Raw genomic sequence first — 21,852 nt, forward strand, 5'->3', positions numbered from 1 at the left:
CAGGCGGGACCCCTTCAGTCCCCCACCCGGCCGGTGTCGTACGCCCACATCGCGATCTCGACCCGGTTCCGGGCGCCGATTTTGGTCAGCAGGCTGGCGACGTGGGTCTTGGCGGTCGTCAGGCCGATGAAGAGCTCGGCGGCGATTTCGGCGTTCGTGCGGCCGCGGGCGACCAGCGTCAGCACCTCCTCCTCGCGGTCGGTGAGCGGCTCGATCGGTTGGATCCGCCGGCTCGAGGGTTCCCTGGCGGCGAGCGTCGCCAGCAGCCGCCGGGTGATGTTCGGCGCGATCAGGGCATCGCCGACGGCGGCGGCATGGACGGCCTGGACGAGCAGGTCCGTCCCGGCGTCCTTGAGCAGAAAGCCCCGGGCGCCGGCCCGGAGCGCGCCGTGGACGTACTCGTCGAGGTCGAAAGTCGTGATCACGACGACCGCGATCGGGTCCGGGACGCCCCGCCCGGCGAGGAGCTTGGTCACCTCGATGCCGTCGAGGCCGGGCATCTGGATGTCGACCAGGCACACGTCGGGACGGAGCCGATGCGCCAGCTCGACGGCGGCGTGGCCGTCGGCGGCCTGGCCGACGACCTCGATCCCGGGCTGCGCGGCGAGGATCATCGACAGGCCGGTGCGCACCAGATCCTGGTCGTCTGCCACCAGCACGCGCACCGTCATCGGCGTACCCTAGTCGGCAGTTCGGCGTCGACCGTCCACCCGCCCTCGGGCGCCGGTCCGGCGCGCAGCGTGCCGCCGAGCAGATGCACCCGCTCGGTCATCCCCAGCAGCCCGAACCCGTGGTTCACCGACCGTGCCGGATCTATCCGTCCGTCGTCGGTCACGCGTAGTCGCAACGTTCCCGCGCCCTCGACGACCCGGATCTGCACCCGCGAGGCGTCGCGGGCGTGCCGCAGGGCGTTGGTCAGCGCCTCTTGCGCCAGCCGGTAGACCGCCGCGTCGATCTGGGGCGGAAGTTCGTCCAGGCCTTCCGGCAACTCCACGTCGATGACCGGGACCGGGGTGCGTCTGGCGAGGGACACCAGGTCGGCGACGCCGGGCTGCGGGCCGTACCCTGCCGGCGCTCCGTCACGCAGCACGCGGACCATCGCCCGCATCTCCGCGAGCGTCCGCGACGCTTCCCCTTCGATCGTCGCCAGCACTTCGAGTGCCGCCTCAGGTCGCAGCCCGGCCATCGCCCGGCCCGCCTGCGCCTGCACGGCGATCGCCGAGACGTGGTGGGCGACGATGTCGTGCAACTCGCGCGCGAGACCGACCCGCTCCTGGCCGCGGATCTGGTCCAGCTCCCGGCGCCGGCTTTCGGCGCGGTAGCGGAACGCCGCTCCCCCCGCCGCTGCCGCCGCGAGGATGGCGAACCCGCCGAAGACCTCGGTCGGCCCGACGTGGTCGGGGACCATGCCGATTCCCGCGGCGACCGCCACCACCGCCAGCCCGATCACGATCTCGCGCCCCGAGCCCCAGCGGACCAGCGCGTAGACGAGCAACAGGACGTAGATCATCGTGTCGAGACCCACGCTCGGGCCCAGCAGGCTCGCCAGTCCCAACGCCATCGCGGCGCCGAAGGCCACCACGACACAGGCCAACGGGTGGGTACGCCGCAACAGCAGCACCGGCGCGAGTCCGACCGCCACGATCGTCGCGAACGGCCGCCAGGTGACGTCGTCCCGGAGGGCTCCCTCGAGCAGCGCCGCCACCATCAACGCCCCGACCAGCACCCAGTCGCGCGGCATCCGTCCGGGAGCGTCCGTGGCGCGCGGCTCGGCCCACAGCGAGCGCAGAACGTTGGTGGTCACGCACCCAGCCTAGGGACCGCCTAGGCGCCAGGGACCGACCGAAAGAACGAGACGCCGCTCATCCCCACGGCCGGGACGGGTCCGGCCTCGACGACGATGTGCGCGCCGCCGGGCTCGGCGATCGTTGGCCCACCGATCCTCACCACGACAACGGAGCCCACGATGAGAACACGTCAACCCACCACCACTTTGGAAGACCCGCGGATCCCGGTGAAGGCCAAGCTCACCGCGGCGTGGACAGGCGTCATGTTCCTGTACGCCTACGTGGACATTCTCGCCTTCTTCAAACCCGGCGTCGTCACGGACATCCTGGCGGGCGTCGTCTTCGAGTTCGACATCAGCCAGCCGTTGTATGTCCTCTTCCTCACGCTCATGGCGATCCCGATCTTCATGATCGTGCTGTCGATGACGCTGCCAGCCAGGGCGAACCGCGTCACGAACCTCATCGTGGCCTCGGTACAGATCCCCTACGCGGCATTCAACGTGGTGGGCGGGTCCTGGACGTACTTCTACGGCCTTGGCGTCGCCCTGGAGGTGATCCTTCTCGTCTGCATCCTGCGGTACGCCTGGACCTGGCCGCGCACCACGCCATCGGCGACGGAAAGCGCGCTGCGGTCGCATCTGACGGACGAAACCAAGTCACACAGCGCCGCGACCAGATAAAGCTCATCGAGAAACACATGACCGCTGTCCAGCACACCAGCCAGTACCGATCAACCAGACACATCCCTGCCGGGCAACGACAGCCCGACGGCCGACCCAACGCGGTAGCGAGGCGCCGGTGCCTCATCCACCCGGAATCACGAGGGTGGGACATGGAAGGTTCGCGGACTGGACCTTCCGATGACGTCGAAATTCTGCGCCCACCCGGCGCGATGCAGATCATTCAGATCGGATGCCTGCCGCCACGGGCGCCAGCCGGTCGATTCCCAGTTGTAGTAGTCGTAGATGCTCACCTGATAGGTGATGTCGTAACCGCCGTCGCTGGTCGGCGTGACGACACCGCTGATCTGGAAGTCGAACCAGCCGAGCGCGGCAAGCCAGTCCGGGTTGGATTTGTAGTCCGCTCGATAATTGTTCGAGTAGCCGGTTTCGAAGGCGAAGGACTCGCGATGACCGGACGGGAAGCCACTCCACACCTTCATGGCCGCATCGAGGGCCACCCGCTCGACTTCGCTGTTCTGTCGCAAACCCCGCTCACCAAGCGCAGGGCAGATCCTCGCCGCGGATCACAGGGCGGCGCCGAGTTCCCGAGTGATCCGGTGCGCCGCCTCCGCGACGGCGCGGCCGTGTTCGTCGAACACCGCATCGACCATCCGCACGGTCGGGCCGGACACGGATACGGCACCGATCGGGGGGGGGGGGGCGTCCGCGTCCAGGATCGCCGCGCCGACGGCGACGATGCCGTCACTGAGGCGTTCCTGGTTGAGATACCGGCCACGGGCCCGAATTCCCGCCAGCCTGGCACGCAGCGCGTCCGGATCGACGATGGTGCGCCGGGCGGAGGCGTCGAGCGGGATGCGGTAGCCCAGCGGCAGGAACACGCGCAGGGAATGCGTGGTGTCGAGTCGCTCGAGGAGCACCAGTTCCCGGCCATCGGCGGCGGCCAGGTGGATGGTCTCTCCGGTGCCGGGCTGCAGTTCGTACAGGATCGGCAACGCGCGTTCCCACAGCCCCCGGCGCCGCGACCGCGGACTCCCGGCGCGCCTTCGTCAAGTCCTTTGTGGACAAATGGCTGAGCGCATTCCCTGCCGGGCTGGTCGACGGATTCGACGTCGACTGGGAGTTCCCGGTCTCCGGAGGGCTGCCCAGTATCGGCAACTCGCCGGCCGACCGCGCGAACTTCACCTAGCTGCTCAAGAAATTCCGGGCACAATTGCAGCGCTATGCCCGCGAACACGGCAGGCCCGGCCGCGCCATGAAGCTGTCCGCGGATAACCCCGCGGGCCGTGTCCAAGACGACGGACCCGGGACCGGGGGCGCGCCCTGCGACGCGTCCAACAGTTTCGACCTGCGTGAAGTCGGCAGGCTCGTCGACATCTTCAACCTGATGACCTACGACTTCTGCACGGGCTACTCGAAGTTCTCCTGCTTCACCGACCCGCTGGTCAAGCGGCCCGGTGATCCGAACGACGAGTACAACAACAACGTCGGCGCGCTGAAGTACATGACCGACCACGGTGTCCCGCGTGAGAAGATCGTCCTCGGCGTTCCCTTCTACGGCCGGGCGGTTCCTCGACTACAAGGTCCTCATGGGCCCGGAGTGGGCCGGGGACCCCGGATTCCGCAAGGGCTGGGGCCCGATCGTGCGCTCGCCGTACCTCTGGAACCCGGGAAAGAAGATCTGGGTGAGCTACGAGAACCCGTGGTCCATTCAGGCCCGCTCACTGTTCGCGAAACGCCACCGCCTGGCGGGCATGATGATGTGGGAGTTGGGGGCCGACGATCCGCAGCACGGTCTTCTCACCACGATGACCGGGCCCTGGCTCCGGTCCTGATGCAACGGCCGGCGTTGAGGAATCGTCCTCACCGGCGCACGACGTTTCACCTTCATGGCCCACACAACCCAACACAGGGCATGAGGTTCGGCCACACTCCCCCCCCCCCGGTCACGGTTTCCCCTCCGCTCGAGGAACGTGCGTTGGCCGGACCCAGTCTGGCCAACGCACAACCATCCGAACCGCTCAGCCGAGCCGGGCCCGCACCTCCCTTGCCTCCTTCAAACGTGGCGCGTACGCGGGATCGGCCGCGGCGAGCTGCTCGTACAGGTCCACCGCCTGCTGAGCGGGCTGTTTCGCCTCCTCGTTCCGGCCGGCGGCGATGAGGAATTTCGCCAGCTGGAGGGCCGCATCGGCCAGCTGCGGGCGGTACGCACCGCCGCCGTCGAGAAGTGCCTGGTAGATCTCTCTCACTTCCTTCTGCGCGACCGCCGCGTCGGCGGGTTCGCCCGCCGCGGAGAACCGGAACGCGAGATTGTTCAGTGCCCAGGCCAGTCCCGGTTTGTCCCCGAGTTCCCGATAGACGGCGACACCGTCACGGGCGGCCTGGATCGCCTCCTCGTGCAGCCCCGCCTGCTGGGCGAACGACCCCAGGATGACGTACGCGGAACCCAGCAACGGCTTCTGCGCCGGATCCGCCGCCGCCAGGACCCGGTAGAGATCGCGGCTCTCCCGCTGCGCCACCACCGCGTCCGACGCCTTGCCCGCCGCCGAATACCGGTAGCCCAGGTTGTTCAACGCCCACGCCAGACCGGCCCAGTCCCCGAGTTCCCGATAGACGGCCACGCCGTCACGGGCGGCCTGGATCGCCTCCTCGTGCAGACCCGCCTGCTGCGCGAACGACCCCAGGACGACGTGAGCCAAGGCCAAAGCCCGGCGTTGCCCGGGATCCGCCGTCGCGAGGTCCCGGTAGAGATCGCGGCTCTCCCGCTGCGCCACCACCGCGTCCGACGCCTTACCGGCGGCCGAATACCGGTAGCCCAGATTGTTCAACGCCCACGCCAACCCCGATTTGTCGCCGAGAGCGCGGAACCGGGCGACACCGTCCTTGGTCACGCCGATCGCTTCGTCATGCCCGCCCGCATTGGTGAGGAACGAGCCGAGGACGACCAGCGCGCGGGCCAGGTCGGCACCGGAATCCGCCAGCGAGCGCCACAGGGTCACCGCCTGGCGCTGCGTGTTCACCGCGTCGGTGGCCTTGCTCTCTCGGGAGAACTGCACCGCGAGCCTGCTCAGGCGGCCGGCGAGGGTGACCATGCCCGCGCGTTCGCCAGGACTGGGCCGGTACCCGGGTTTCGGCCACTCGGTCGTGGTCACCGGTCCACCGGCGATCGCCTTCCTCAGGAACCGGTTCTCCGACGGCCGCACCACCGCGGGATCGGCCTTCCCGTCGCCGTCGTAGTCCGCGGGGACCGGCAGGTCTCCGGTGCGCCCGAGGTTCGTCGTCCGCTCAGGCCCGCCGGTGGACGGCCGCACGGTCCAGGTGCCGTCCTCCGGCCGCCAGAAGGCGGCGTCCTCCTTGCGGTCTCCGTCGTAGTCGGCGTCGACCGCGATCTTCGCGGGAATGGGGTCGACCGGCGGGCCCACCTCGGCCGTGGGATGAATTGTCTTCGTGACCAGCCACAGGTTCCGCACCTGGTCACGGACATCCGGCAAGGCCTCGTCCGATCTGTCCTTGCGGCCCTTGAACGCCGCGGCGTAGCGCTCGGTCAGTTTCGCCAGCCTGCCCCTGCCGTCCTCGGCAAGGCAGGCAAGCAAAGGGTCCTCGGTCCGGACGCCCTCGGGCTTGGCGCACGGCGCGTCCCGTTCGGATAGCAACTCCTGTTTCCAGGCGGGGATTCCGTGTGCCAGATTCGACGCGGCCGTCTCGTAGATCCGCGACAGCTGGTTCGGCACGACTTCGTCCGCGGAGTTGGTGAAGACACCGAACGCGCCGTAGAGCAGACCGCGCAGCGTCATATCCGATTTCAGCGATTGCGGCAGCCCGAGTTCGGTGTACGTGCGCAACAGCATGGCCCGCAGGTTGAGGATCGCGGCCCGGTTCGCGGTTTTGAGGTAGTTCGCGTTGTCGAGGTAGTAGTTCGTCCTGGCCTGCTGCAGGAACGTGGTCATCCGGTCGACCGCGTCCTGTTCGGTCTCGGCCCGCTCGCCGATCCGCACGTTCGTGTCGAAGGCTTGGTACAGACCGGTCTTCCAGCCCTTCACGACTTCCTCGAACGGGTTCGGCCGCTTGGTGCAGAAGGCGGGACCGTTGTGGATGTCCTTGCAGTACTCGAGTTGCATGTCCTTCTTGACCGTGGCGGTGCCCCACCGGCTGGGTTCCGCGGGCTTGTCGGACCATTTCAAGTCCTGGGCGAAGTGGACCTCCAGATCGCCGTAGGTCCACTTTTCGGTACAAGGCTGCGGCCTCGGGTCGGCCTCGCACAGACCCGTCCGCTCGGTCACACGCTCGTCGACGAACCCCGAGTACCAGCAGACACCGTACTTGGGTGGGTCCACGTGCACGTTCCTGGCCAGCATCTGGGCCGGGCCCAGGAGCCGCCCCTTCATCTTCTCCGGAACCTCGATGTACTCGTCGAGGTTGCCCGAATTGCACTTCATCACCTTCGGGCCGCCGTCCAGGCCGCTGCGCTCGATGAGCGCGGCCTGCGTCGGCCCACCCCACAGGTTGTAGGCGCTCTTCGTGACGTCATGCTCGCGGTCCTGCGCCTCGTTGACGAGCCCGTTGAGCGCGGTGCCGTACTCGCCGAGCAGACTGGAGAACAGCGTGTTGATACCGCCGTCCGGCTTCGGCGTACTGAAGGTCTTCGCGGCTTCGAGGATCGCTCTCCCCTGCCCGATGACGTGGCCGGGCCGTTCCCAGCGATTACCCGGTTGCCCTGGGGGATTCACGCCGGGTTTGGCCGCCCAGTTCGGGTTCTGCGCGGAGAGCAGGGTATACGCGGTCGCGCCGATCTTCCACATTTCGGGGTTGCCGGTCGGACCGACCTCCGGCACACCTTCGTTCCAGCCCTTCCGGACCATGTAGCGCGACAGGTAGCGGATCATCCCGAAAGTCCCGAAATCGCGCAGGTTCTGCAGTACCGACCCATCCTCTGTGGACGTTCGTTCGGACGGTACGTAGGCACCCTCGGCCTTCGGCAGATCGACACCCGCCGGGTGGAACTCCTCTTCCGCCTGTTTGTACATGTCGTAGGTGAACTCGTCGCCGGGATGGTAGCGCAGGTAGTCGATCTTCGAGTCGGCCTGCTTCCAGGCATCGTCGGCGTACAGACCGGCCAGCGCGGCGGTGACGTTGACCCCGATGTTGTCCATCCGGTCTTCGATCCTGGTGAGCTGACCGGCCACGTCCATCAGGTTGCCCTTCACCGTGGCCACGTCGCCGGTGAGCCGCTTCAGCTGGCCGACGATGTCGGTGTACATCGCGCTGAGCCGCCGGTCGATGGCGTCGAAGCGCTCGTTCATGTTCTCCTTGAGCTCGTCGAGCTTCTTGTGCAGCTCCTCGATCTCCTTGAGGATCAGCTCCTCGACACTCGGCCCGGCCGCGCCGAACAGCCCCACCAGCGTGCTGACGGCGCTGAGCACGTTGCCGGTGAACGCGACCGTCGCCATGGAGAACACCGCGTCGATGGCCTTGAAGGCGGTGATGCACTCGTTGACCGCCGTGGCCACCTGGAGCGCGCCGCTGGCGAACGCCTTGAGGTCTCGCTCGGCCCCGGGATCGCCCACCGCCCCGAGGAAGAACGCGTAGCCGTCGAGAGCGCTCTTCGCCCCGTCGATCCACTTCTGGCGTTCCTTTTGCTCCGCCTCGAGGTCTTCCTTGGGCTTGGTCGGTTCCGGCTTCGCGTTCTTGAGTTCGTTGAACCAGAGGTTGCGCTGCTCCACCGTCTTCTCGATGGTCTTGGCCATGGCCTCGTCGGTCACGATCCGGAGCTGGTCCGGATTGGTCTGCACCTGGAGGAACGGCTCGATCTTCAGATGGTGCTGAAGCACGGCGGTGTTGCTCAGCTGCACCGCGGTGGACTTCGCGCTGACGCCGATGTCCTTGCCCAAGCCTTCGTCCCAGGCCGCGGTGAACTTGGCGTCGCCCCGCGCGGTCTTCCCGACACCGGACCACACGGAGGCCTGCGCCGACTCCAATCCGGCCCGCCAGGAGGAGATCTGCAGCGCGCTGCCCAGCCGGTCCCTGACCGATCCGGTCGGCGGCACGACGTCGCGCGCGATCAGGGCCGCCAGCAGTTTGCCCACCTCGGGGCCGCGCACGGCCGCGTCCTTCACCGTGTGCAGCACCGACAACGCCGCACCCGCGATCTCGTGGTCCTCGGTGAGCGACGTCCGCTCCGGCAAGGCGTCATGGATCGCGCCCTGAACCAGTTCGAAGTGCTCGGTCAGGGTCTTCTGGTCGGCACCCGGATGGGTGGCGTGCCAATCGAGCAGTTCCGCACTCGCCACCAGATGCTTGGTGTAGGTCTTCGTGTCGTCGACGGTGCGCACGTAACCGGCGAGCAGCACATCGGCCAGCTTCGCGGTGTCCACGAGGGATGCCTCGGCGATCGCGGGCGGCGCGGTGACCAGAGTGATCCCGGTCGCCATCGCCACGATCGCGGCGAGCAACCGGCGTCCTGAACGAACCCCCATGTGTTCCCCCTGTGCCTGCCACGTTTCCGGACCAGCACAGCTTGTCCCGGTGATCGATTTCAGTGCCACACCGGCAGGACGGCTTTGCGGGCCATGATCACCGCACGAAAGGGCATGGTGGAGGCTTCGGCGCGTTACGAGACGCCGCCCTCCGGCGCCGCTAAGTCTCGGCCTGACCGCCGGCCGGGAACAGGATCGGGCTCAACAGATATCTGGCGCGCTCCGGGGTGGCCGGATTGCGCAGGTACGGAAGGATCGCCGCACGCAGACCGTCGATCAGGCTTCCCACTTCCGCACGATCGAGCCACACCGCGTGTTGCCGGTAGCCGACCAGATCGGCGGCCGGATCGGCGTCCTCACGGTCGAGATACGCGTTGAATTCGGCGAGCAACGTGACCATGGCCAAGGCGAAGACATCGCGGTGGTCTTCGGGCTTCGCCGCGGCCACCGCGTCGGCGTCGATGATCGCGCGCTCCGGCCGCAGGCGGTAGCTCCGCTCCACGGCCCCCCGCACGCGGTGCTCGGCGGCGACCTCGAGAACACCCGCGTTGGCGAGCAGGTCGACGTGTCGATACACAGTCGCCTTCGACACGTCGGGCAGGTGTGCGCACAGCTGCGCGGTCGTGCGTGTCCGCCCGCCGGACAAGGCATGCACGATCCGCAGCCGCACCGGGTGCGCCAGCAGCTCCAGGGAATCCATGAAGCCATGTTCTCATTCGTGATACTGTTCTCAAAGTTGAGAACAGTGGAGTGGAGGACAGCATGACGCGGGACGGATCGGTCGACGAGAACCTCGAGACGTGGCAAGCGCCGGAGTACGCGGACCCGGACCTGTTCGACGAACACGCGGTGACCGTGGGGTCAGGCGCCTTCGCCGTGCCTGGCACAGTCGCCGTCCCTCACGGCGAGGGCCCGCACCCGGCGGCCGTCCTGCTCGCCGGCGGCGGACCGTTCGATCGGGACGGCACGGCCGGGCCGAACAAGAACCTGAAGGACATCGCCTGGGGGCTGGCCAGCCGAGGTGTGGCGGTATTGCGGTTCGACAAGGTCACGTACGCGCACCGCGAACTGGTCGCCGCCACCCCGGAGTTCACCCCGACCGGGGAATACGTCCCCCATGCCGTCGCGGGAATCGAGATCCTGCGCGGCTGGCCGACGGTGGACGATGATCAGGTCTTCGTGGTCGGGCACAGCATGGGCGGGAAGTTCGCACCCCGGGTGGCCGCCACCGGTTCCAAGGTGGCCGGTCTGGTCGTTCTCGCCGGCGACACCGTGCCGATGCAGTGGTCGATGGTTCGCGTCATCGAACACCTGACGAAGATCGATCCGGCGACCGCCGCCCTGCTGCCCACCGTCGAGGTGGCCACCGGACAAGCCGAACTGGTGGACAGCCCGGATCTTTCACCCGCCACACCCGCCGCGAACCTGCCCTTCGGAATGCCCGCACGGTATTGGCTGGACATGCGCGCCTACGATCCGGTGGCGGTCGCCTCGACGCTGGATCTGCCCATGCTCTTCATGCAAGGCGAGCGCGACTACCAGTTGACCATCGACGGCGACCTCGCCGGATGGCGCACCGGCCTGGCCCACCGGCCGGATGTCACCTTCCGCACTTACGCCGCCGACGACCACATGTTCTTCCCCGGAACCGGCCCCTCGATGCCCGAGGACTACGCACATCCACACCACGTGGACCCCGAAGTCGTCGCCGACATCGCCGATTGGCTCCGTACCGTTTCGGCCGCACCAGGGCGGCGGGGCCCGGCCGGCGTCCCAGCCTAGCCCGCGAAGGTGAAGCCGCCGTCTCCCCGGCGCGCTGTTCCTCGTAGACGACCTCACCCCGCATCGCCGATCTTCGTCGCACCCCGGAGATCAGGTGAAGATGACGTCCGAGCAGGAGCAGAAGGCCTCACCGGAATCGGGCCAGTGGCGTTGCCAGATCGAGTAGATCAAATGCCTGCCGGTGCGCCCGCCGAACGACTCCGGACGGAGATCAAAGGCTGAAGTCACAAGAACACGTGATCGTGCGCGGTTTCAGCGACGAGCCGGCTTCGCGGGCGTCAGCCATTTCACGGTAGGGCCGGCGCCGATGCCGTGCAGCACCACGCTGCCCAGGACCAGGGTGACGGTGATGAGCAGGATGGTGTCGGCGACCGGTCCCTCGGGGAGGCGATTGAAGGCGAGGAGCCCGAAGACGACCGACGTGGTGCCGCGTGGCCCGAGTATCCCGACCTGCAGTCGTTCGCGGTGGGTCAGCGCCGATCCGGCGAGGGACAGATGGACCGGGATGATGCGGACCACGGTGATCGCCGCGAAGCAGAACAACGCGACCACGCCAGAACGGCACTGACGCCCACGACGAACCACAGCGTCATCGTCAACAGCGAGGTGAAGTCTTCCAGCAGACGGAAGTCCTCGTCCAACGCACCGGCGCGCACCAGGTCGCGCCCCGCCGGGGAACGATGGATCTGCCTGGCCTTGGCCAGCCGGTGAACGTAGCGGAATGTGACACCACAGACGAAGGAGGCGACGAAACCGTTGCCGTCTATCGCGACGGTGGCGGTGTAGGTGAGGAACGGCACCAGCAGCACAGCGACGCGCCCGGACTGTTCGGTGAGCCAGCGTGCGCGGTGGGCGGCGGTCAGCAGCAAGGCCAGTCCCGCGCCGAACAGCACGCCGACTATCAGGGCTTTGAGCGCGAACGGCAGCACGGTCCCCAGCGCGTCCAGCGGTGTCCGTTGCTGAGTCCGATCACGGGCGAGGATCAGCGCGAAGAGGAACAAGGGAGAGATGATTCCGTCGTTGTAGCCGCTTTCCACGTTGAGCACACTGCGCACTCGCGAGGGCAGGCCACGGTCGCGCACCACCCGTTCGGCGGGAGCGAAGTCGATCGGCACGACCACCCCGGCGAGCAGAATCTCTGAGCCGGTTTCATCGGACCGATGGCGAACCCGCTCTGCCTCGATTCACGTCTCGGCCACAGCGAGACCTATTTGACCAGGGATGTCCCCGGCTGGATCAAGAAGACCCTGCAAGTCGACCCGGACAATTCGAAATGGGCCGTAGCGGGTTATTCCTATGGCGGAACGTGCGCACTCCAGCTGGCCTTGCGCAAGCCGGCGGTGTTTCCGACCTTTGTGGACATCTCCGGCCAAGACGAACCGACCCTCGGCTCGCGGGCCAGAACCGTCGAAGAGGCCTTCGGCGGGGACGAGCAAGCGTTCCGCCGGTTCAACCCGGTCGATCTGCTCACCACACACAGGTACCCCGGGTCCGCGGGCGTCGTCAGTGTCGGCAGGTCCGACTCGGTTTTCCTGCCGCAGCAGAAGCGCGTCTTCGAAGCCGCTCAGCGCAACGGGATCAACGTGACCTGGCGGGAAACGCCGGGTGCGCACAACTGGCAAGCATGGTCCGCCGGGCTGAGCGATTCACTCGCTTGGCCGGCCGGCCGGATGGGACTGGTCAAGCAGTGAAGGCATGGTTCGGCAAACTCGCCCGGATTGCGCTGGGTGTCCCCTTCACCACCGCCATGGTGGTGCTGCTCTGGCTGATCGGGCTCGCGACCGGGAGCCTGTGGTCCGGGCTCGCCCAGTACTTCGGGAACACCGTTCTCGTCGCGGTTCTGTGCGGATTCGCCGAACGGCACCTGTCGACCGTGCGGACCATGTCGGTCTTCCTGCTCACCCAGCTGCTGGGCACGACGGCGACCGCGGTGATCGTCATCGGCTCGGGCGCCGACGAATGGTGGTCCGCCGATCTGCTGTCGGCGGTCGAGGTCGGCCCGTCCGTCGGTGCCGTCGGGGTCCGCTGCCGCGATGAAGGCTCCGAGTACCTGAGTCTGTCGGGCGCACCACTCGCGCGGCTCGACCGGGACGAGCGGACCGTGCTCCCGCAACGACTGCTCGACGTCGTCGGCAAGACGCTGGAACCCGTCTACGGATTCCGGTCGCTCCTGGCCTACCCGCGGGTGGCGGCGTTGCCGAGCGTCGGCAACGCCATCGCCAGGGCGTATCTGCCGAAGATCACGTTCAGGCAGGCGTTCCAGCTGATCGGCAAGGTGGTCACCCGCCGCTAGGCCGGACGGGCGTATCGAGCGGCAGTTTCCGCGCTTTCTGTCCCGTTGGCGAGCGAGGTCACATAGTTTGCAACCGGCGCACTTGTCCGTCCACAAGTAACCGAGGAGAGCCGCTGGTCACCCCGGCGCCGCCTCGATCGTGGGTGGCCGCGTGCTCCCGCTGACCGACACCACTCTCCTTGCCCAGTAAGGGATTCAGCATGCGCAAGTGGACGACCAGATTACTCGTGGCGGGCGTGCTCGCCACGACCGCCGCGGCCGCCCTCGTGGCCGTCAACCCGGCCAGTGCGGCCGACGGTGTTTCCACCACGGCCGCCGAGTCGACGTTCCCCCTCGCCGACCCGGACACCGTTCAGGCGAAGGACGGCAAGTACGTCACTTACGGCACCACAGTCGGCGAAGGTGTCGGCGCCCGGTGCGGCGCGACCGGCAAACTGTTCGTGCCGGTGCTCGTGCACGGCTCCGGCAACACCGTCGGCGTGGGCACCTGCGCGTCGGCCGACGCACTGCCCAACGGGCCGGGTAGCTGGGCGGAGGGCAATGTCTGGGCGCCCGGCGTCGTCCGCTTCGGCGACACCTACTTCATGTACTACACCGCGTCCAGGCGGGGCTCCGGCCAGAAGTGCCTCGGCCGCGCCGTCTCGGGCAGTGCACGAGGACCGTTCACCAACCCCGTCGAGTGGGCGTGCCCGGGCAACGGCCGCTGGGCCATCGACGCGAACCCGTACGTCGCGGGCGGCGCCATGTACGTCGCCTACCGGGACGACGCGATCACCTCGTACCCGGAAACCGGCATCTCGATCGTGCGCACCCATGCCAACGGCATGGCCGACTGGGATACCCGGCGGGACGCGTTGAAGAGCACCGACATCGGCTGGGAGACCACCCGGATGAGCGGCGGCACCCACGTGGTCGAGAACCCGTCGATGTTCAAATCCGCCGACGGTTACTGGTATCTGGCCTACTCCGGCAACAACTGGGACAGCGTGCGGTACGCGACCGGCATCGCCAGGTGCGGCACCGGCCCGATCCCGTCGACGCGCTGCACGCCGCGGCAGAACGGGGCCGAGCGGCCGTACTTCGGGTACACCGGCACCGGCGGCCTCAACCCCTACCGCGGCCTGCCCGGCAACCACCCCGGCCCGGGCGGAATGGACTTCTTCCAGGCGGCCAACGGCCAGTACCACGCGGTGTACCACTGGTGGAACGGCACCAGGCGGTTCCCGATCGTCGCGGTGGTCCTCCGCAACGACGGCGGCTTCTACCTCAGTTAGGGTCCTGATCCCAGCCCGGCCGGCATCGGTCTCCGACACCTTTGCCGGCCGGGCCACGGATTTTCAGGTGAGGATCACGTCCGAGCAGGAGTAGAAGGCCTCGCCGGAATCGGGCCAGTGGCGTTGCCAGATCGAGTAGATCAAATGCCTGCCGGTGCGCCCGCCGGGCAGGTTCGCCCGCAGCGGGTAGGCATTGCCGGCGATCGGCGGGTTGTCCTGCTTGTAGAACGGGGTGTCTTCCAGATCGGACCACTTGAGCGGTTTCGTCGGGTCGTAACCCGGCTTGGTGACATACAGCTCGAACGTGCCCGCGTGCGGGGCGGTCAGCTGATACCGCAAGGTGTACGGCCCGCTGCCCGGCATCGTGGTCGCCGGCCAGTCGGCACGGGGCAGATCGAGCCCCTTGTACTTGTCCCGGCCGGCGCTGCACAGCTTGCCGTCCGGGATGATCTCGCGGCTACGGCCGCCGGCGTCACCGATGTTGACCTCGTCCCAGTCGTAAATCGGCCAGCTGTCACCCACCGCGATGGCGGCCTTGCACGCGGCGGACCGCGGGTTCTCCGGACCTTCCTGGAAACAGCGCATGATCCGGCTGATCGGATCGCCCATCGAGCCGTGCGCGAGCGCCGGAACGGCGGTGAACACCGAAACCGCGCCGAAGACAGCGGTCAATACGACGACTTTCACTGCGGAGCGGGAAAACTTCATCGCGAAGTCCTCTCATAAGAGGTCTAGACCATGCCACGGTAGGCGTCCGGCACACCGGCGTGTAGGACCGAAAGTCGGGCAGGTGCTCCGGCACGCGAGTTCGGCAAATCGGTTGATCACCAGGCAGAGGCCATGAAACGCTGCCGCCATCGATGGCGGGAGTTGCCCTTGACCGTGAAAACCACCCCGGTGATCGACGCCGCGTTGGCGAGGCGTCTGGTCGCTACGCAGTTCCCGCAGTGGGCCGGGTTGCCGTTGCTCCCGTACGCTCCGGCGGGCTCGGATCATGTGATCTACCGGCTGGGCGAGCAGTTGTCCGTGCGGCTTCCTCGCCACGACGGCGCGATCGGGCAGGCGAAGAAGGAAGCCGAGTGGTTGCCCCGGCTGGCCCCGCACCTGCCGCTGGCCGTACCCGTACTGGTGGGAGTGGGAGCAGCGGACTTCGGCTATCCGTGGCCATGGGCGGTGTCGCGATGGCTGGACGGCGAGGTGGCGACCGTGGACGCCCTGTCCGGCTCGCACGAGGCCGCTGTGGCGCTGGCCGGGTTCCTGACCGCACTCCACCGGATCGACGCCGGAACGACCGGGGATCTCACCGGCCGCCCGCTCGCCTCCCGGGACCCGGCGACGCGGTCCGCCATCGCGAAAGTCGGCGATGCCTTCGACTCCGCAGCGATGACCGACCTGTGGGACACCGCCCTCGCCGCCCCCGGCTGGGACGCTCCCCCGGTCTGGTTCCACGGCGATTTCCACACCGGCAACCTGTTGACTACCAACGGACGCCTCAGCGCCGTCATCGACTTCGGCGAGCTCGGCGTCGGTGATCCGGCTCGCGATCTGATCGTCGCCTTCACCCTCATGTCAGCCGAAACGCGAGCCACCTTCCGCGCCGCGCTCGACGTCGACGACGCGACCTGGACCCGCGGTCGTGGTTGGGCCTTGGCCACCGGTTTGAACGCCTATGTCTCCTACGCCGCCGTGAACCCCCGCGTCGCCGCGCAGACCGCCCGCCAGATCACCCAGGCCCTCTTCGGTTGAAAGACGGCGGCGGCTCGGGCAGCACGGCGGTCATCGCGCCGTCCACGGTGACGGTCTCACCGGAGACGAACCTGGCCTGATCGCCGAGAAGGAAGGCGATCACGCTCGCGACGTCGTCCGGCCCGGCGAGTTCGCCGGACGGCTGAAGCCCGGTCAACGCTTCGCGGGTGCCCGCGTCCCGCCAGCGATGCGCGTTACGCGGCACCATGACGAACCCCGGCCGGACGGTGTTGCACCGCAACCCGCGCGGTCCGAGTTCCACGGCGGCCGCGCGGCCGAGCGCCTCCAACGCGGCCTTGGCCATCGCGTACGGGGCCTGTCCGCCCCAGGCGAGGCCCGCGTGGATCGAACTGACCAGCACCGCGGCGCACGGCCTTCCCCCGGCACGGGAGACCAGTTGCTGCAACGGTTCCAACGCGGACACCGCGCCGATGTCCAGCACCTTGCGCACCGCGTCCGGCGTCTGCTCGGGGAAGGGGGCGCGATACTCGCTCAGCAGGCAATGCACCAGACCGGTCACGTCGCCGAGGGTGTCGAACGCGGCGCCGATCACGGCCGGATCGGTCGCGTCACCGCGGATCCACGGCACGCCGTCGTGTTCCGGTGGGTTCGGCGCGATGTCCACCACCGCCACCGGCCGTCCCTCCGCCCGAAGCGCACGGACCACGGCCGAGCCGATGCCGCCCGCGCCGCCGAGTACCACCACACCGCTCATGACCACTCCCCACTGGTGAAGAAGGCACGCACGACGAGTCCCGCCGCCGCGACGACCAACGGATTGCCCCGAGCCAGTGGCCGGATCAGCGCCCGGGGCGGAGCCGTCTCGACGCGATCGCGCACCGCGCCGAGCCAGCGGTCCGACGGCGCGCCGCTGCCGCCGAGGACGATCAGGTCCGGCCGCATCAGGTCGTACACCGTGTCGGCCACCAGGGCCACCTGCGCGCTGCGTGCCTCGAGAAGCCCGGCCGCGGCCGGATCCTTGTCGGCCAGGCGGATCAGCTCCGCCAGTGAGGTCGCCGCGACCCCGGCGGACCGGGCGGCGGCGAGCAACGCCACGTCCGTCCCGCACTCGCCGAAGCGCCCGTGACCGCCACCGGTGAGCTCGGGTACGAGGAGGCGGCCGAAGTCGCCCTGAACGATGCTGTTCGAGCACGCACCCATCGGCCTGCCGAGGAATCCCGTCTCCGTGACGTTGCCGATGAACAGATACGACACGTCGTGCCTGCCGAGCCCCGCGCCGAAGGTGAGTTCGGCGCCCAGCAGGGCGGGCACGTTGCCGTCCACCACGACGTCGAGCCCGGTCCGCTCACGCAACACGCCGTCGACCCGGACGCCGGCCCAGCCCAGCACGTCGTTGCGCACGACCCGGCCGGTCGCCCGGTCCACTTCGCCACCGGCGGTGACACCGAGGCCCAGCACCGGTCCCGGCGCGGCGTCCGCCATCCCGGCCGCCAGTTCCGCGGCATGCCGCAGGGTGGCGGCGCTGTCCGCCGGATCGCGGTTCTCGGCGTAGGTCTTGACGCAGTGCCCGGACAGGTCGGTCAGCCCGACCGTGGTCCGTTCGAGGCCGAGGTGCACACCGACCGCGTATCGGCTGGACGAGTCGAGCTCCACCGGCACCCGCGGCCTGCCGACACGGGCGACGGTGGACCGTCCGGTGAGTTCGCGGACGACACCGGCGGACAGCAGGGGCTCGATGATCCGGCTGACGCTGCCGTGGTTGAGGGACAGTTCCTTCGCGATGTCGGCTCGCGCCAGCGGACCGCTCCGGAGGAGCAACTGGAGCACGGCGGCCGTGTTGGCCTGCCGGGCCTGACGCGGCCGGCTTCCGGTGTGGCCGGGCTGGTTCGTCTTCACTCCGGCTTCCCGGACTCGACGCTGTTGGTCTCCTCGAGCTCGACACCTGTGGTGGCCAGCCAGGGCGACACCAGCACGATCACCGCGCTCACCAGGAACGCGCAGGCGTACCACGCGACGACCGCGATGCCGTGCTTCTGCGCCAGCATGGGGGCCAGGAACACGTTGAGCGCGATCGCGAGCCGGGTCACGCATTGCGCGATACCGGATCCCAGGCCCCGCAACGCGGTGGGGAACGCCTCGGTGCTCCACACCCAGGACAGCACGCCCGGGCCGAACCAGGTCAACATGGCGTACACGACCCAGAAGGCCACCAGACCGACGCCGGCGCGGTCACCGGTGAAAGCTATGCCGAGCCCGGCGGCGAACACCCCGAGGCACGTCCACACGCCCAGCCAGCGCCGGTTGACCCGGTCGATGATCGCCGCACCCGCCACCACGGCGATCAGCCCCACCACGAAACCCAGCAGCGAGAAGTACAGCGTGTTGGAGACCCCGATGCCGGTGCTGCTGATGATCAACGGTCCGGCAACCGTCGCCACCGCGCCACCGAAGGCCTGGATGGCGAAGAAGGCCGTGACCGTCGCCAGCCGCCGCCACGCACCGCCGGACACCAGCATCCGGTAGCTCCGCCGCTCCGACACCTCCCGTTTCGGCGGTTCCAACCCGAGCGCGTCGTAGATCCGCCGGGCCTCCTCCACGCGGCCGCGCGCGCTCAGCCACCGGGGCGACTCCGGCAGGAACTGCCTCGCCACCAGGACCGCGGCCGCGGGCAGCGCGGCCAGCCCGAACAGCCACCGCCAGGTCTCGTCACCGAACAGCGGCTGGAGCGCGAGCGCGAGCAACACCGACGTGATGGCGCCACTCAGCCACATCATGTTCGGCAGGCTGCCCGCGATCCGGCCCCGGCGGGATCGGGGCGCGATCTCGGTGAGGAAGGCGTGGGAGGTCGGGATGTCCATCCCCACCGCGAGACCGAGCACGAACCTGGCCGCGACCAGTTGCCACACGTCCTGCACGAACGCCGCGGCCAGGGAGGCCACCACGAAGACCACCAGGTTGATCATGAAGATCACCCGGCGGCCGAACCGGTCGGACAGATCGCCGAAGACCACCAGGCCGAGCGCCGTGCCCACGAACGCCGCCGCGGTCACGAGCCCGACCTGGGCGGCGGTGAGGTGGAAGGAGGGCTTGAGGAACAGGACGGCGGCGCCGATGACGAGCAGGTCGTAGCCGTCGATGAACTCGCCGAACGCGACCAACCTGCCGGTCCAGTTCCGCACGAACCGTGCCCGTCTCGGCGACATCGTCGACCGGCTCGCCATCGCTGACACCATCAGGATTCCTCCCCGCCCCGCTTTTTGTGCGACGAACACCAAATTAGGAGCGGGTCCGCCTTCCCTGCCGGTATCCGGCGGCTTCGGGGACGATCGGCCTGCCGAGTCAGGCCGATCGGGCAAGCGCCCGAAGGCGGCGGAGTGGTTGCCGTCCTCGGGCGGCGGGTCGAAGGGTGGCTTATCGAACGGCGGTCACCGCTCCCGCGTCGAAGACCCCTCGTTGGCCATGATCTCCTTGCCGGTCTCCTGGGTCGCTACGCGCAGGTCAGGGACGACGCAAACCCCTTGAACTACCTATGTAGCCTTAGCCAGGCTACCTATGTAGGATAAGTGCCGTGAAGAGAACGAGAGCGCTCGCCAACGTGGCGGCCGCGTTCCTGGAGGACCCCAACGGGCGCCACTGGGGCTATTCCCTGAGCAAGGCGTCCGGCGTGGCGTCCGGCGTGCTGTACCCGATGCTGACCCGTTTCCTGAGGGACGGCTTGGTGACGGATGGCTGGGAAGACCCGAACACCATCACCGAGAAGCGACCGCCGCGCAGATACTACGAGCTGACCGACAAGGGCCGGGTCGAACTAGCCGCCGTGGAGCAGGCCAAGAACAACGCCTTCCCGAGCAGGAAAAATCGCTTGAGGTGGGCCAATGACTGACCTACTGGAAGCCGTCGCCTCCTGGGAAACCTTACTGGTCGCACTGGCCATCTACGGTTTCGCCCCCGGATTCGTGTTACGCCTTCTTGTGAAGCTCTACCCGAAGAACGACCCTCGCCGACGCGAACTCATAGCCGAGCTCTACACGGTGAGACGACTCGAGCGCCCCTTCTGGGTGGCTGACGCGCTCGGCGCTGTGGCAGTGGAAGGCCTCCCCCGCCGCTTCGGCGAATACCGCCTCAAGCGGGCCATGCGAGTCGTGGAAGATCTGGAAAGACGACGCGGAATCAGGCCACGCTGGGCCAGTACCGACCGATATGGTGTCGACAGGTTTCAGGTATTCGTAGCGAAAAAAATCTCGACCGACGAACCGATCACGAAATCAGAGATGACCATGTTCGCCGACGAACCGTTCTCCGCGGAAGAATTGAAGCGTTACGTCAAGGCAAAAAGATTCGTCGCAAAACATCGTGCTCGAATCGAGGGTGGACGGGAATTCGCGTGAGCGGTGCAAGTCTCGCGGCCCGCCGAAGTCAGCCCCGGTCGAGAGTCCGCTTGATGACCTTCAAGCCCTGCGACATCGCCTCGGCCATCGGTGCGGCCAAGGCGTCGGGGAGGACGTCGCGGGCCCACACCAGCCGGCACCGTCGTCCGCCGTCGGCGAAGACCTGCATGGAGGCGTTGTCGTGGTCCGGCCGGACGGTGCCGCCGACCACCGAGTAGACGATCCGGCGTTTGTCGTGGTCGACGGAGACGCACCGCTCCCGGACCACCGTGCCGTCGGCGAAGGTGACGACCCGGCAGCCGTCCTCGATGCGGGTGTCTTCCACGAACCCCGGTGCCATCCGCGAAGGCCCCGTACTGAAGTCGCCGATCACCTTCCACACCGCTTCGGCGCTGGACTCGACCATGATTTCGTTGCTGATGGACGCCATGTCCCAAGGCTGCCCCGAACCTGTCCCCGGGTCTTGAAGATCTTTGCGGAACTGTCGGACCCTCGGCCTAGCCTCCGCGTGTGCTCTCCTTCCTCGAACTCGCAGCCCGCCCGGAGTTCGCGGTCGCGGCGGTGGACTGCCGCGACGATCACCGCGGCTGGACGGCTGAGCGGCCGCGCGAGGACGTGCGGCTCGTGTTCGTGCGCCGCGGCGGGTTCCGCAGGCGGGTCCGTGGTGTCCGCGTGGACCTCGACCCCACCGTGGGCTACCTCGGGCTGCCCGGCGACGAGGAGTACTTCGCCCATCCTGACGGCGGCGACACGTGCACCTCGATCAGCCTGACACCGGCGCTCTGGCGCACGATGGCGGGCGACGCACCACGACTGGAGCGCTCGTCGCTGTACGTCGACGGCCGGCTCGACCTCGCCCACCGGCGGCTCCTGGCCGCCACCCGTGCCGCCGACACCGACCACGCGGCGACCGAAGGACTGATCGGTCTGCTGGCCACGGTCGTCCGGCAGATCGTGACCACGACCGTCCCGGACGGCGACCGGGCAGCCACCGGTGACCGGACGCTGGTGGCCAAGGCACGGCGCCTGATCGGAGACGGTCATCCCGCCACGGCGGGCCTGGTTCCCCTCGCCACCCAGCTGGGTGTCTCGCCGTACCGGCTCAGCCGGGCCTTCACCCGCGAACTGGGAATTTCGCTGACCCGCTACCGAAACCGCGTCCGCGTAGCCCACGCGCTGGACCGGCTGGAGGCGGGCGAGCCCAGCCTGGCCGCCCTCGCCGCCGACCTCCGGTTCGCCGACCAGGCGCACCTGTGCCGGACCATGCGCGAGCATCTGGGGCACACTCCGACCGCCCTGCGCAGACTGCTCACCTGAGAACTCCCAGGCCGTGTCAGGTGTTCAGGTCTCTGCGCTGATAGCCGAGGACGCCCAGCACGATCAGCGCGCCCGACACGAGCAGGAGCGAAGTGGTCGCGCCCCAGTCCGGCGGCGTGCTGGGGACGGCAGCCAAGTAGGTGTACGGGGA

General features: G+C 68.3%; 22 protein-coding genes and 3 pseudogenes. 12 read left to right on the top strand and 13 right to left on the bottom strand.

Annotated elements, in window-relative coordinates:
* Window positions 1-14 precede the first annotated feature (14 nt).
* Window positions 15-671 carry a response regulator gene (locus AVR91_RS07740; RefSeq protein ID WP_063271252.1) on the bottom strand — a complete coding sequence of 219 codons (657 nt, stop codon included), beginning with the start codon at window positions 669-671 and terminating at the stop codon, window positions 15-17.
* Window positions 668-1,804: a sensor histidine kinase gene (locus tag AVR91_RS07745; RefSeq protein ID WP_063271251.1), complete on the bottom strand. Its 1,137-nt coding sequence runs from the start codon at window positions 1,802-1,804 to the stop codon at window positions 668-670. Before AVR91_RS07745 ends, AVR91_RS07740 begins: the two co-directional genes overlap by 4 nt.
* Before the next feature lie 162 nt (window positions 1,805-1,966).
* Here AVR91_RS07745 and AVR91_RS07750 point away from each other — a divergent pair, with 162 nt between their 5' ends.
* Window positions 1,967-2,467: a DUF6326 family protein gene (locus AVR91_RS07750; protein ID WP_063271250.1), complete on the top strand. Its 501-nt coding sequence runs from the start codon at window positions 1,967-1,969 to the stop codon at window positions 2,465-2,467.
* Between the two features lie 137 nt (window positions 2,468-2,604).
* Here AVR91_RS07750 and AVR91_RS07755 read toward each other — a convergent pair whose 3' ends face one another.
* Both AVR91_RS07755 and AVR91_RS07760 read right to left on the bottom strand, forming a co-directional pair.
* Window positions 2,605-2,994 (bottom strand): hypothetical protein, encoded by a 390-nt coding sequence (locus tag AVR91_RS07755; protein WP_063271249.1) that lies wholly within the window; start codon window positions 2,992-2,994, stop codon window positions 2,605-2,607.
* A gap of 39 nt (window positions 2,995-3,033) precedes the next feature.
* Window positions 3,034-3,477: an IclR family transcriptional regulator domain-containing protein gene (locus AVR91_RS07760; protein WP_083737447.1), complete on the bottom strand. Its 444-nt coding sequence runs from the start codon at window positions 3,475-3,477 to the stop codon at window positions 3,034-3,036.
* 50 nt (window positions 3,478-3,527) lie between these two features.
* On the opposite strand from AVR91_RS07760, the gene AVR91_RS44250 reads away from it, so the two are divergent.
* The 3 genes and pseudogenes from AVR91_RS44250 to AVR91_RS44255 all read left to right on the top strand — a co-directional run bounded on the left by AVR91_RS44250 (window position 3,528) and on the right by AVR91_RS44255 (window position 4,302).
* Entirely contained in the window at window positions 3,528-3,656 is a 129-nt protein-coding gene (locus AVR91_RS44250; RefSeq protein ID WP_267284101.1) for a hypothetical protein, read from the top strand.
* 24 nt (window positions 3,657-3,680) lie between these two features.
* A pseudogene (locus AVR91_RS44495) lies at window positions 3,681-3,992 on the top strand (hypothetical protein); the annotation flags it as partial.
* Window position 3,993: 1 nt separating this feature from the next.
* Window positions 3,994-4,302 (top strand): glycosyl hydrolase family 18 protein, encoded by a 309-nt coding sequence (locus AVR91_RS44255; RefSeq protein WP_143253923.1) that lies wholly within the window; start codon window positions 3,994-3,996, stop codon window positions 4,300-4,302.
* A gap of 186 nt (window positions 4,303-4,488) precedes the next feature.
* Here AVR91_RS44255 and AVR91_RS07775 read toward each other — a convergent pair whose 3' ends face one another.
* On the bottom strand, window positions 4,489-8,940 hold the full coding sequence (locus AVR91_RS07775) for a tetratricopeptide repeat protein (RefSeq protein WP_143253924.1): 4,452 nt from the start codon (window positions 8,938-8,940) through the stop codon (window positions 4,489-4,491).
* Window positions 8,941-9,100: 160 nt separating this feature from the next.
* Window positions 9,101-9,640, bottom strand: coding sequence for a helix-turn-helix domain-containing protein (locus tag AVR91_RS07780; RefSeq protein ID WP_063273312.1), 540 nt, complete (start codon window positions 9,638-9,640; stop codon window positions 9,101-9,103).
* Between the two features lie 62 nt (window positions 9,641-9,702).
* Between AVR91_RS07780 and AVR91_RS07785 the strand changes: the two genes are divergently transcribed.
* Entirely contained in the window at window positions 9,703-10,722 is a 1,020-nt protein-coding gene (locus AVR91_RS07785) for an alpha/beta hydrolase family protein (protein ID WP_076857277.1), read from the top strand.
* A 90-nt stretch (window positions 10,723-10,812) separates the two neighbouring features.
* On the opposite strand, the pseudogene AVR91_RS42725 reads toward AVR91_RS07785, so the two are convergent.
* Window positions 10,813-10,917 (bottom strand): annotated as a pseudogene (locus tag AVR91_RS42725) (lytic polysaccharide monooxygenase); the annotation flags it as partial.
* A gap of 57 nt (window positions 10,918-10,974) precedes the next feature.
* Window positions 10,975-11,843: pseudogene (locus AVR91_RS07795) on the bottom strand (cation:proton antiporter domain-containing protein).
* 39 nt (window positions 11,844-11,882) lie between these two features.
* Here AVR91_RS07795 and AVR91_RS07800 point away from each other — a divergent pair.
* The 3 genes from AVR91_RS07800 to AVR91_RS07810 all read left to right on the top strand — a co-directional run bounded on the left by AVR91_RS07800 (window position 11,883) and on the right by AVR91_RS07810 (window position 14,289).
* Window positions 11,883-12,413, top strand: coding sequence for an alpha/beta hydrolase (locus tag AVR91_RS07800; protein WP_063273316.1), 531 nt, complete (start codon window positions 11,883-11,885; stop codon window positions 12,411-12,413).
* The gene (locus AVR91_RS07805) at window positions 12,410-13,015 is read left to right on the top strand and encodes a phosphatidylglycerol lysyltransferase domain-containing protein (protein ID WP_063273317.1); all 606 of its coding nucleotides are present in this window, start codon (window positions 12,410-12,412) and stop codon (window positions 13,013-13,015) included. Before AVR91_RS07800 ends, AVR91_RS07805 begins: the two co-directional genes overlap by 4 nt.
* 200 nt (window positions 13,016-13,215) lie before the next feature.
* The gene (locus tag AVR91_RS07810; protein WP_063273318.1) at window positions 13,216-14,289 is read left to right on the top strand and encodes a family 43 glycosylhydrolase; all 1,074 of its coding nucleotides are present in this window, start codon (window positions 13,216-13,218) and stop codon (window positions 14,287-14,289) included.
* A gap of 63 nt (window positions 14,290-14,352) precedes the next feature.
* On the opposite strand, the gene AVR91_RS07815 is transcribed toward AVR91_RS07810, so the two are convergent.
* Window positions 14,353-14,997, bottom strand: a complete 645-nt coding sequence (locus AVR91_RS07815) for a lytic polysaccharide monooxygenase auxiliary activity family 9 protein (RefSeq protein ID WP_063273319.1) — start codon at window positions 14,995-14,997, stop codon at window positions 14,353-14,355.
* A 174-nt stretch (window positions 14,998-15,171) separates the two neighbouring features.
* On the opposite strand from AVR91_RS07815, the gene AVR91_RS07820 reads away from it, so the two are divergent.
* The gene (locus AVR91_RS07820; RefSeq protein WP_228709152.1) at window positions 15,172-16,035 is read left to right on the top strand and encodes an aminoglycoside phosphotransferase family protein; all 864 of its coding nucleotides are present in this window, start codon (window positions 15,172-15,174) and stop codon (window positions 16,033-16,035) included.
* On the opposite strand, the gene AVR91_RS07825 is transcribed toward AVR91_RS07820, so the two are convergent.
* Genes AVR91_RS07825 through AVR91_RS07835 form a run of 3 tightly spaced genes read right to left on the bottom strand, consistent with a single transcriptional unit; the run spans window position 16,013 to window position 19,229 of the window.
* On the bottom strand, window positions 16,013-16,750 hold the full coding sequence (locus AVR91_RS07825; protein WP_063273321.1) for an SDR family NAD(P)-dependent oxidoreductase: 738 nt from the start codon (window positions 16,748-16,750) through the stop codon (window positions 16,013-16,015). The two genes, AVR91_RS07820 and AVR91_RS07825, sit on opposite strands and share 23 nt — an antisense overlap.
* Complete coding sequence (locus tag AVR91_RS07830) at window positions 16,747-17,892, bottom strand: ROK family transcriptional regulator (RefSeq protein WP_063273322.1); 1,146 nt, start codon at window positions 17,890-17,892, stop codon at window positions 16,747-16,749. Before AVR91_RS07830 ends, AVR91_RS07825 begins: the two co-directional genes overlap by 4 nt.
* Entirely contained in the window at window positions 17,889-19,229 is a 1,341-nt protein-coding gene (locus tag AVR91_RS07835; protein ID WP_228709150.1) for an MFS transporter, read from the bottom strand. The genes AVR91_RS07830 and AVR91_RS07835 overlap by 4 nt, the downstream gene beginning before the upstream one ends.
* A gap of 335 nt (window positions 19,230-19,564) precedes the next feature.
* Between AVR91_RS07835 and AVR91_RS07840 the strand changes: the two genes are divergently transcribed.
* Window positions 19,565-19,879 (top strand): PadR family transcriptional regulator, encoded by a 315-nt coding sequence (locus AVR91_RS07840; RefSeq protein ID WP_063823126.1) that lies wholly within the window; start codon window positions 19,565-19,567, stop codon window positions 19,877-19,879.
* Window positions 19,872-20,384: a hypothetical protein gene (locus tag AVR91_RS07845; protein WP_063273324.1), complete on the top strand. Its 513-nt coding sequence runs from the start codon at window positions 19,872-19,874 to the stop codon at window positions 20,382-20,384. Before AVR91_RS07840 ends, AVR91_RS07845 begins: the two co-directional genes overlap by 8 nt.
* 28 nt (window positions 20,385-20,412) lie before the next feature.
* Here the strand turns inward: AVR91_RS07845 and AVR91_RS07850 are convergent, their stop codons facing one another.
* Window positions 20,413-20,814, bottom strand: coding sequence for an SRPBCC family protein (locus AVR91_RS07850; RefSeq protein ID WP_063273325.1), 402 nt, complete (start codon window positions 20,812-20,814; stop codon window positions 20,413-20,415).
* An 80-nt stretch (window positions 20,815-20,894) separates the two neighbouring features.
* Here AVR91_RS07850 and AVR91_RS07855 point away from each other — a divergent pair, with 80 nt between their 5' ends.
* Window positions 20,895-21,701: a helix-turn-helix domain-containing protein gene (locus AVR91_RS07855; protein WP_063273326.1), complete on the top strand. Its 807-nt coding sequence runs from the start codon at window positions 20,895-20,897 to the stop codon at window positions 21,699-21,701.
* Window positions 21,702-21,852: the final 151 nt, after the last annotated feature.

Origin of the sequence: Amycolatopsis keratiniphila subsp. keratiniphila (assembly GCF_001620365.2) — a bacterium.
Lineage (GTDB): Bacteria > Actinomycetota > Actinomycetes > Mycobacteriales > Pseudonocardiaceae > Amycolatopsis > Amycolatopsis keratiniphila.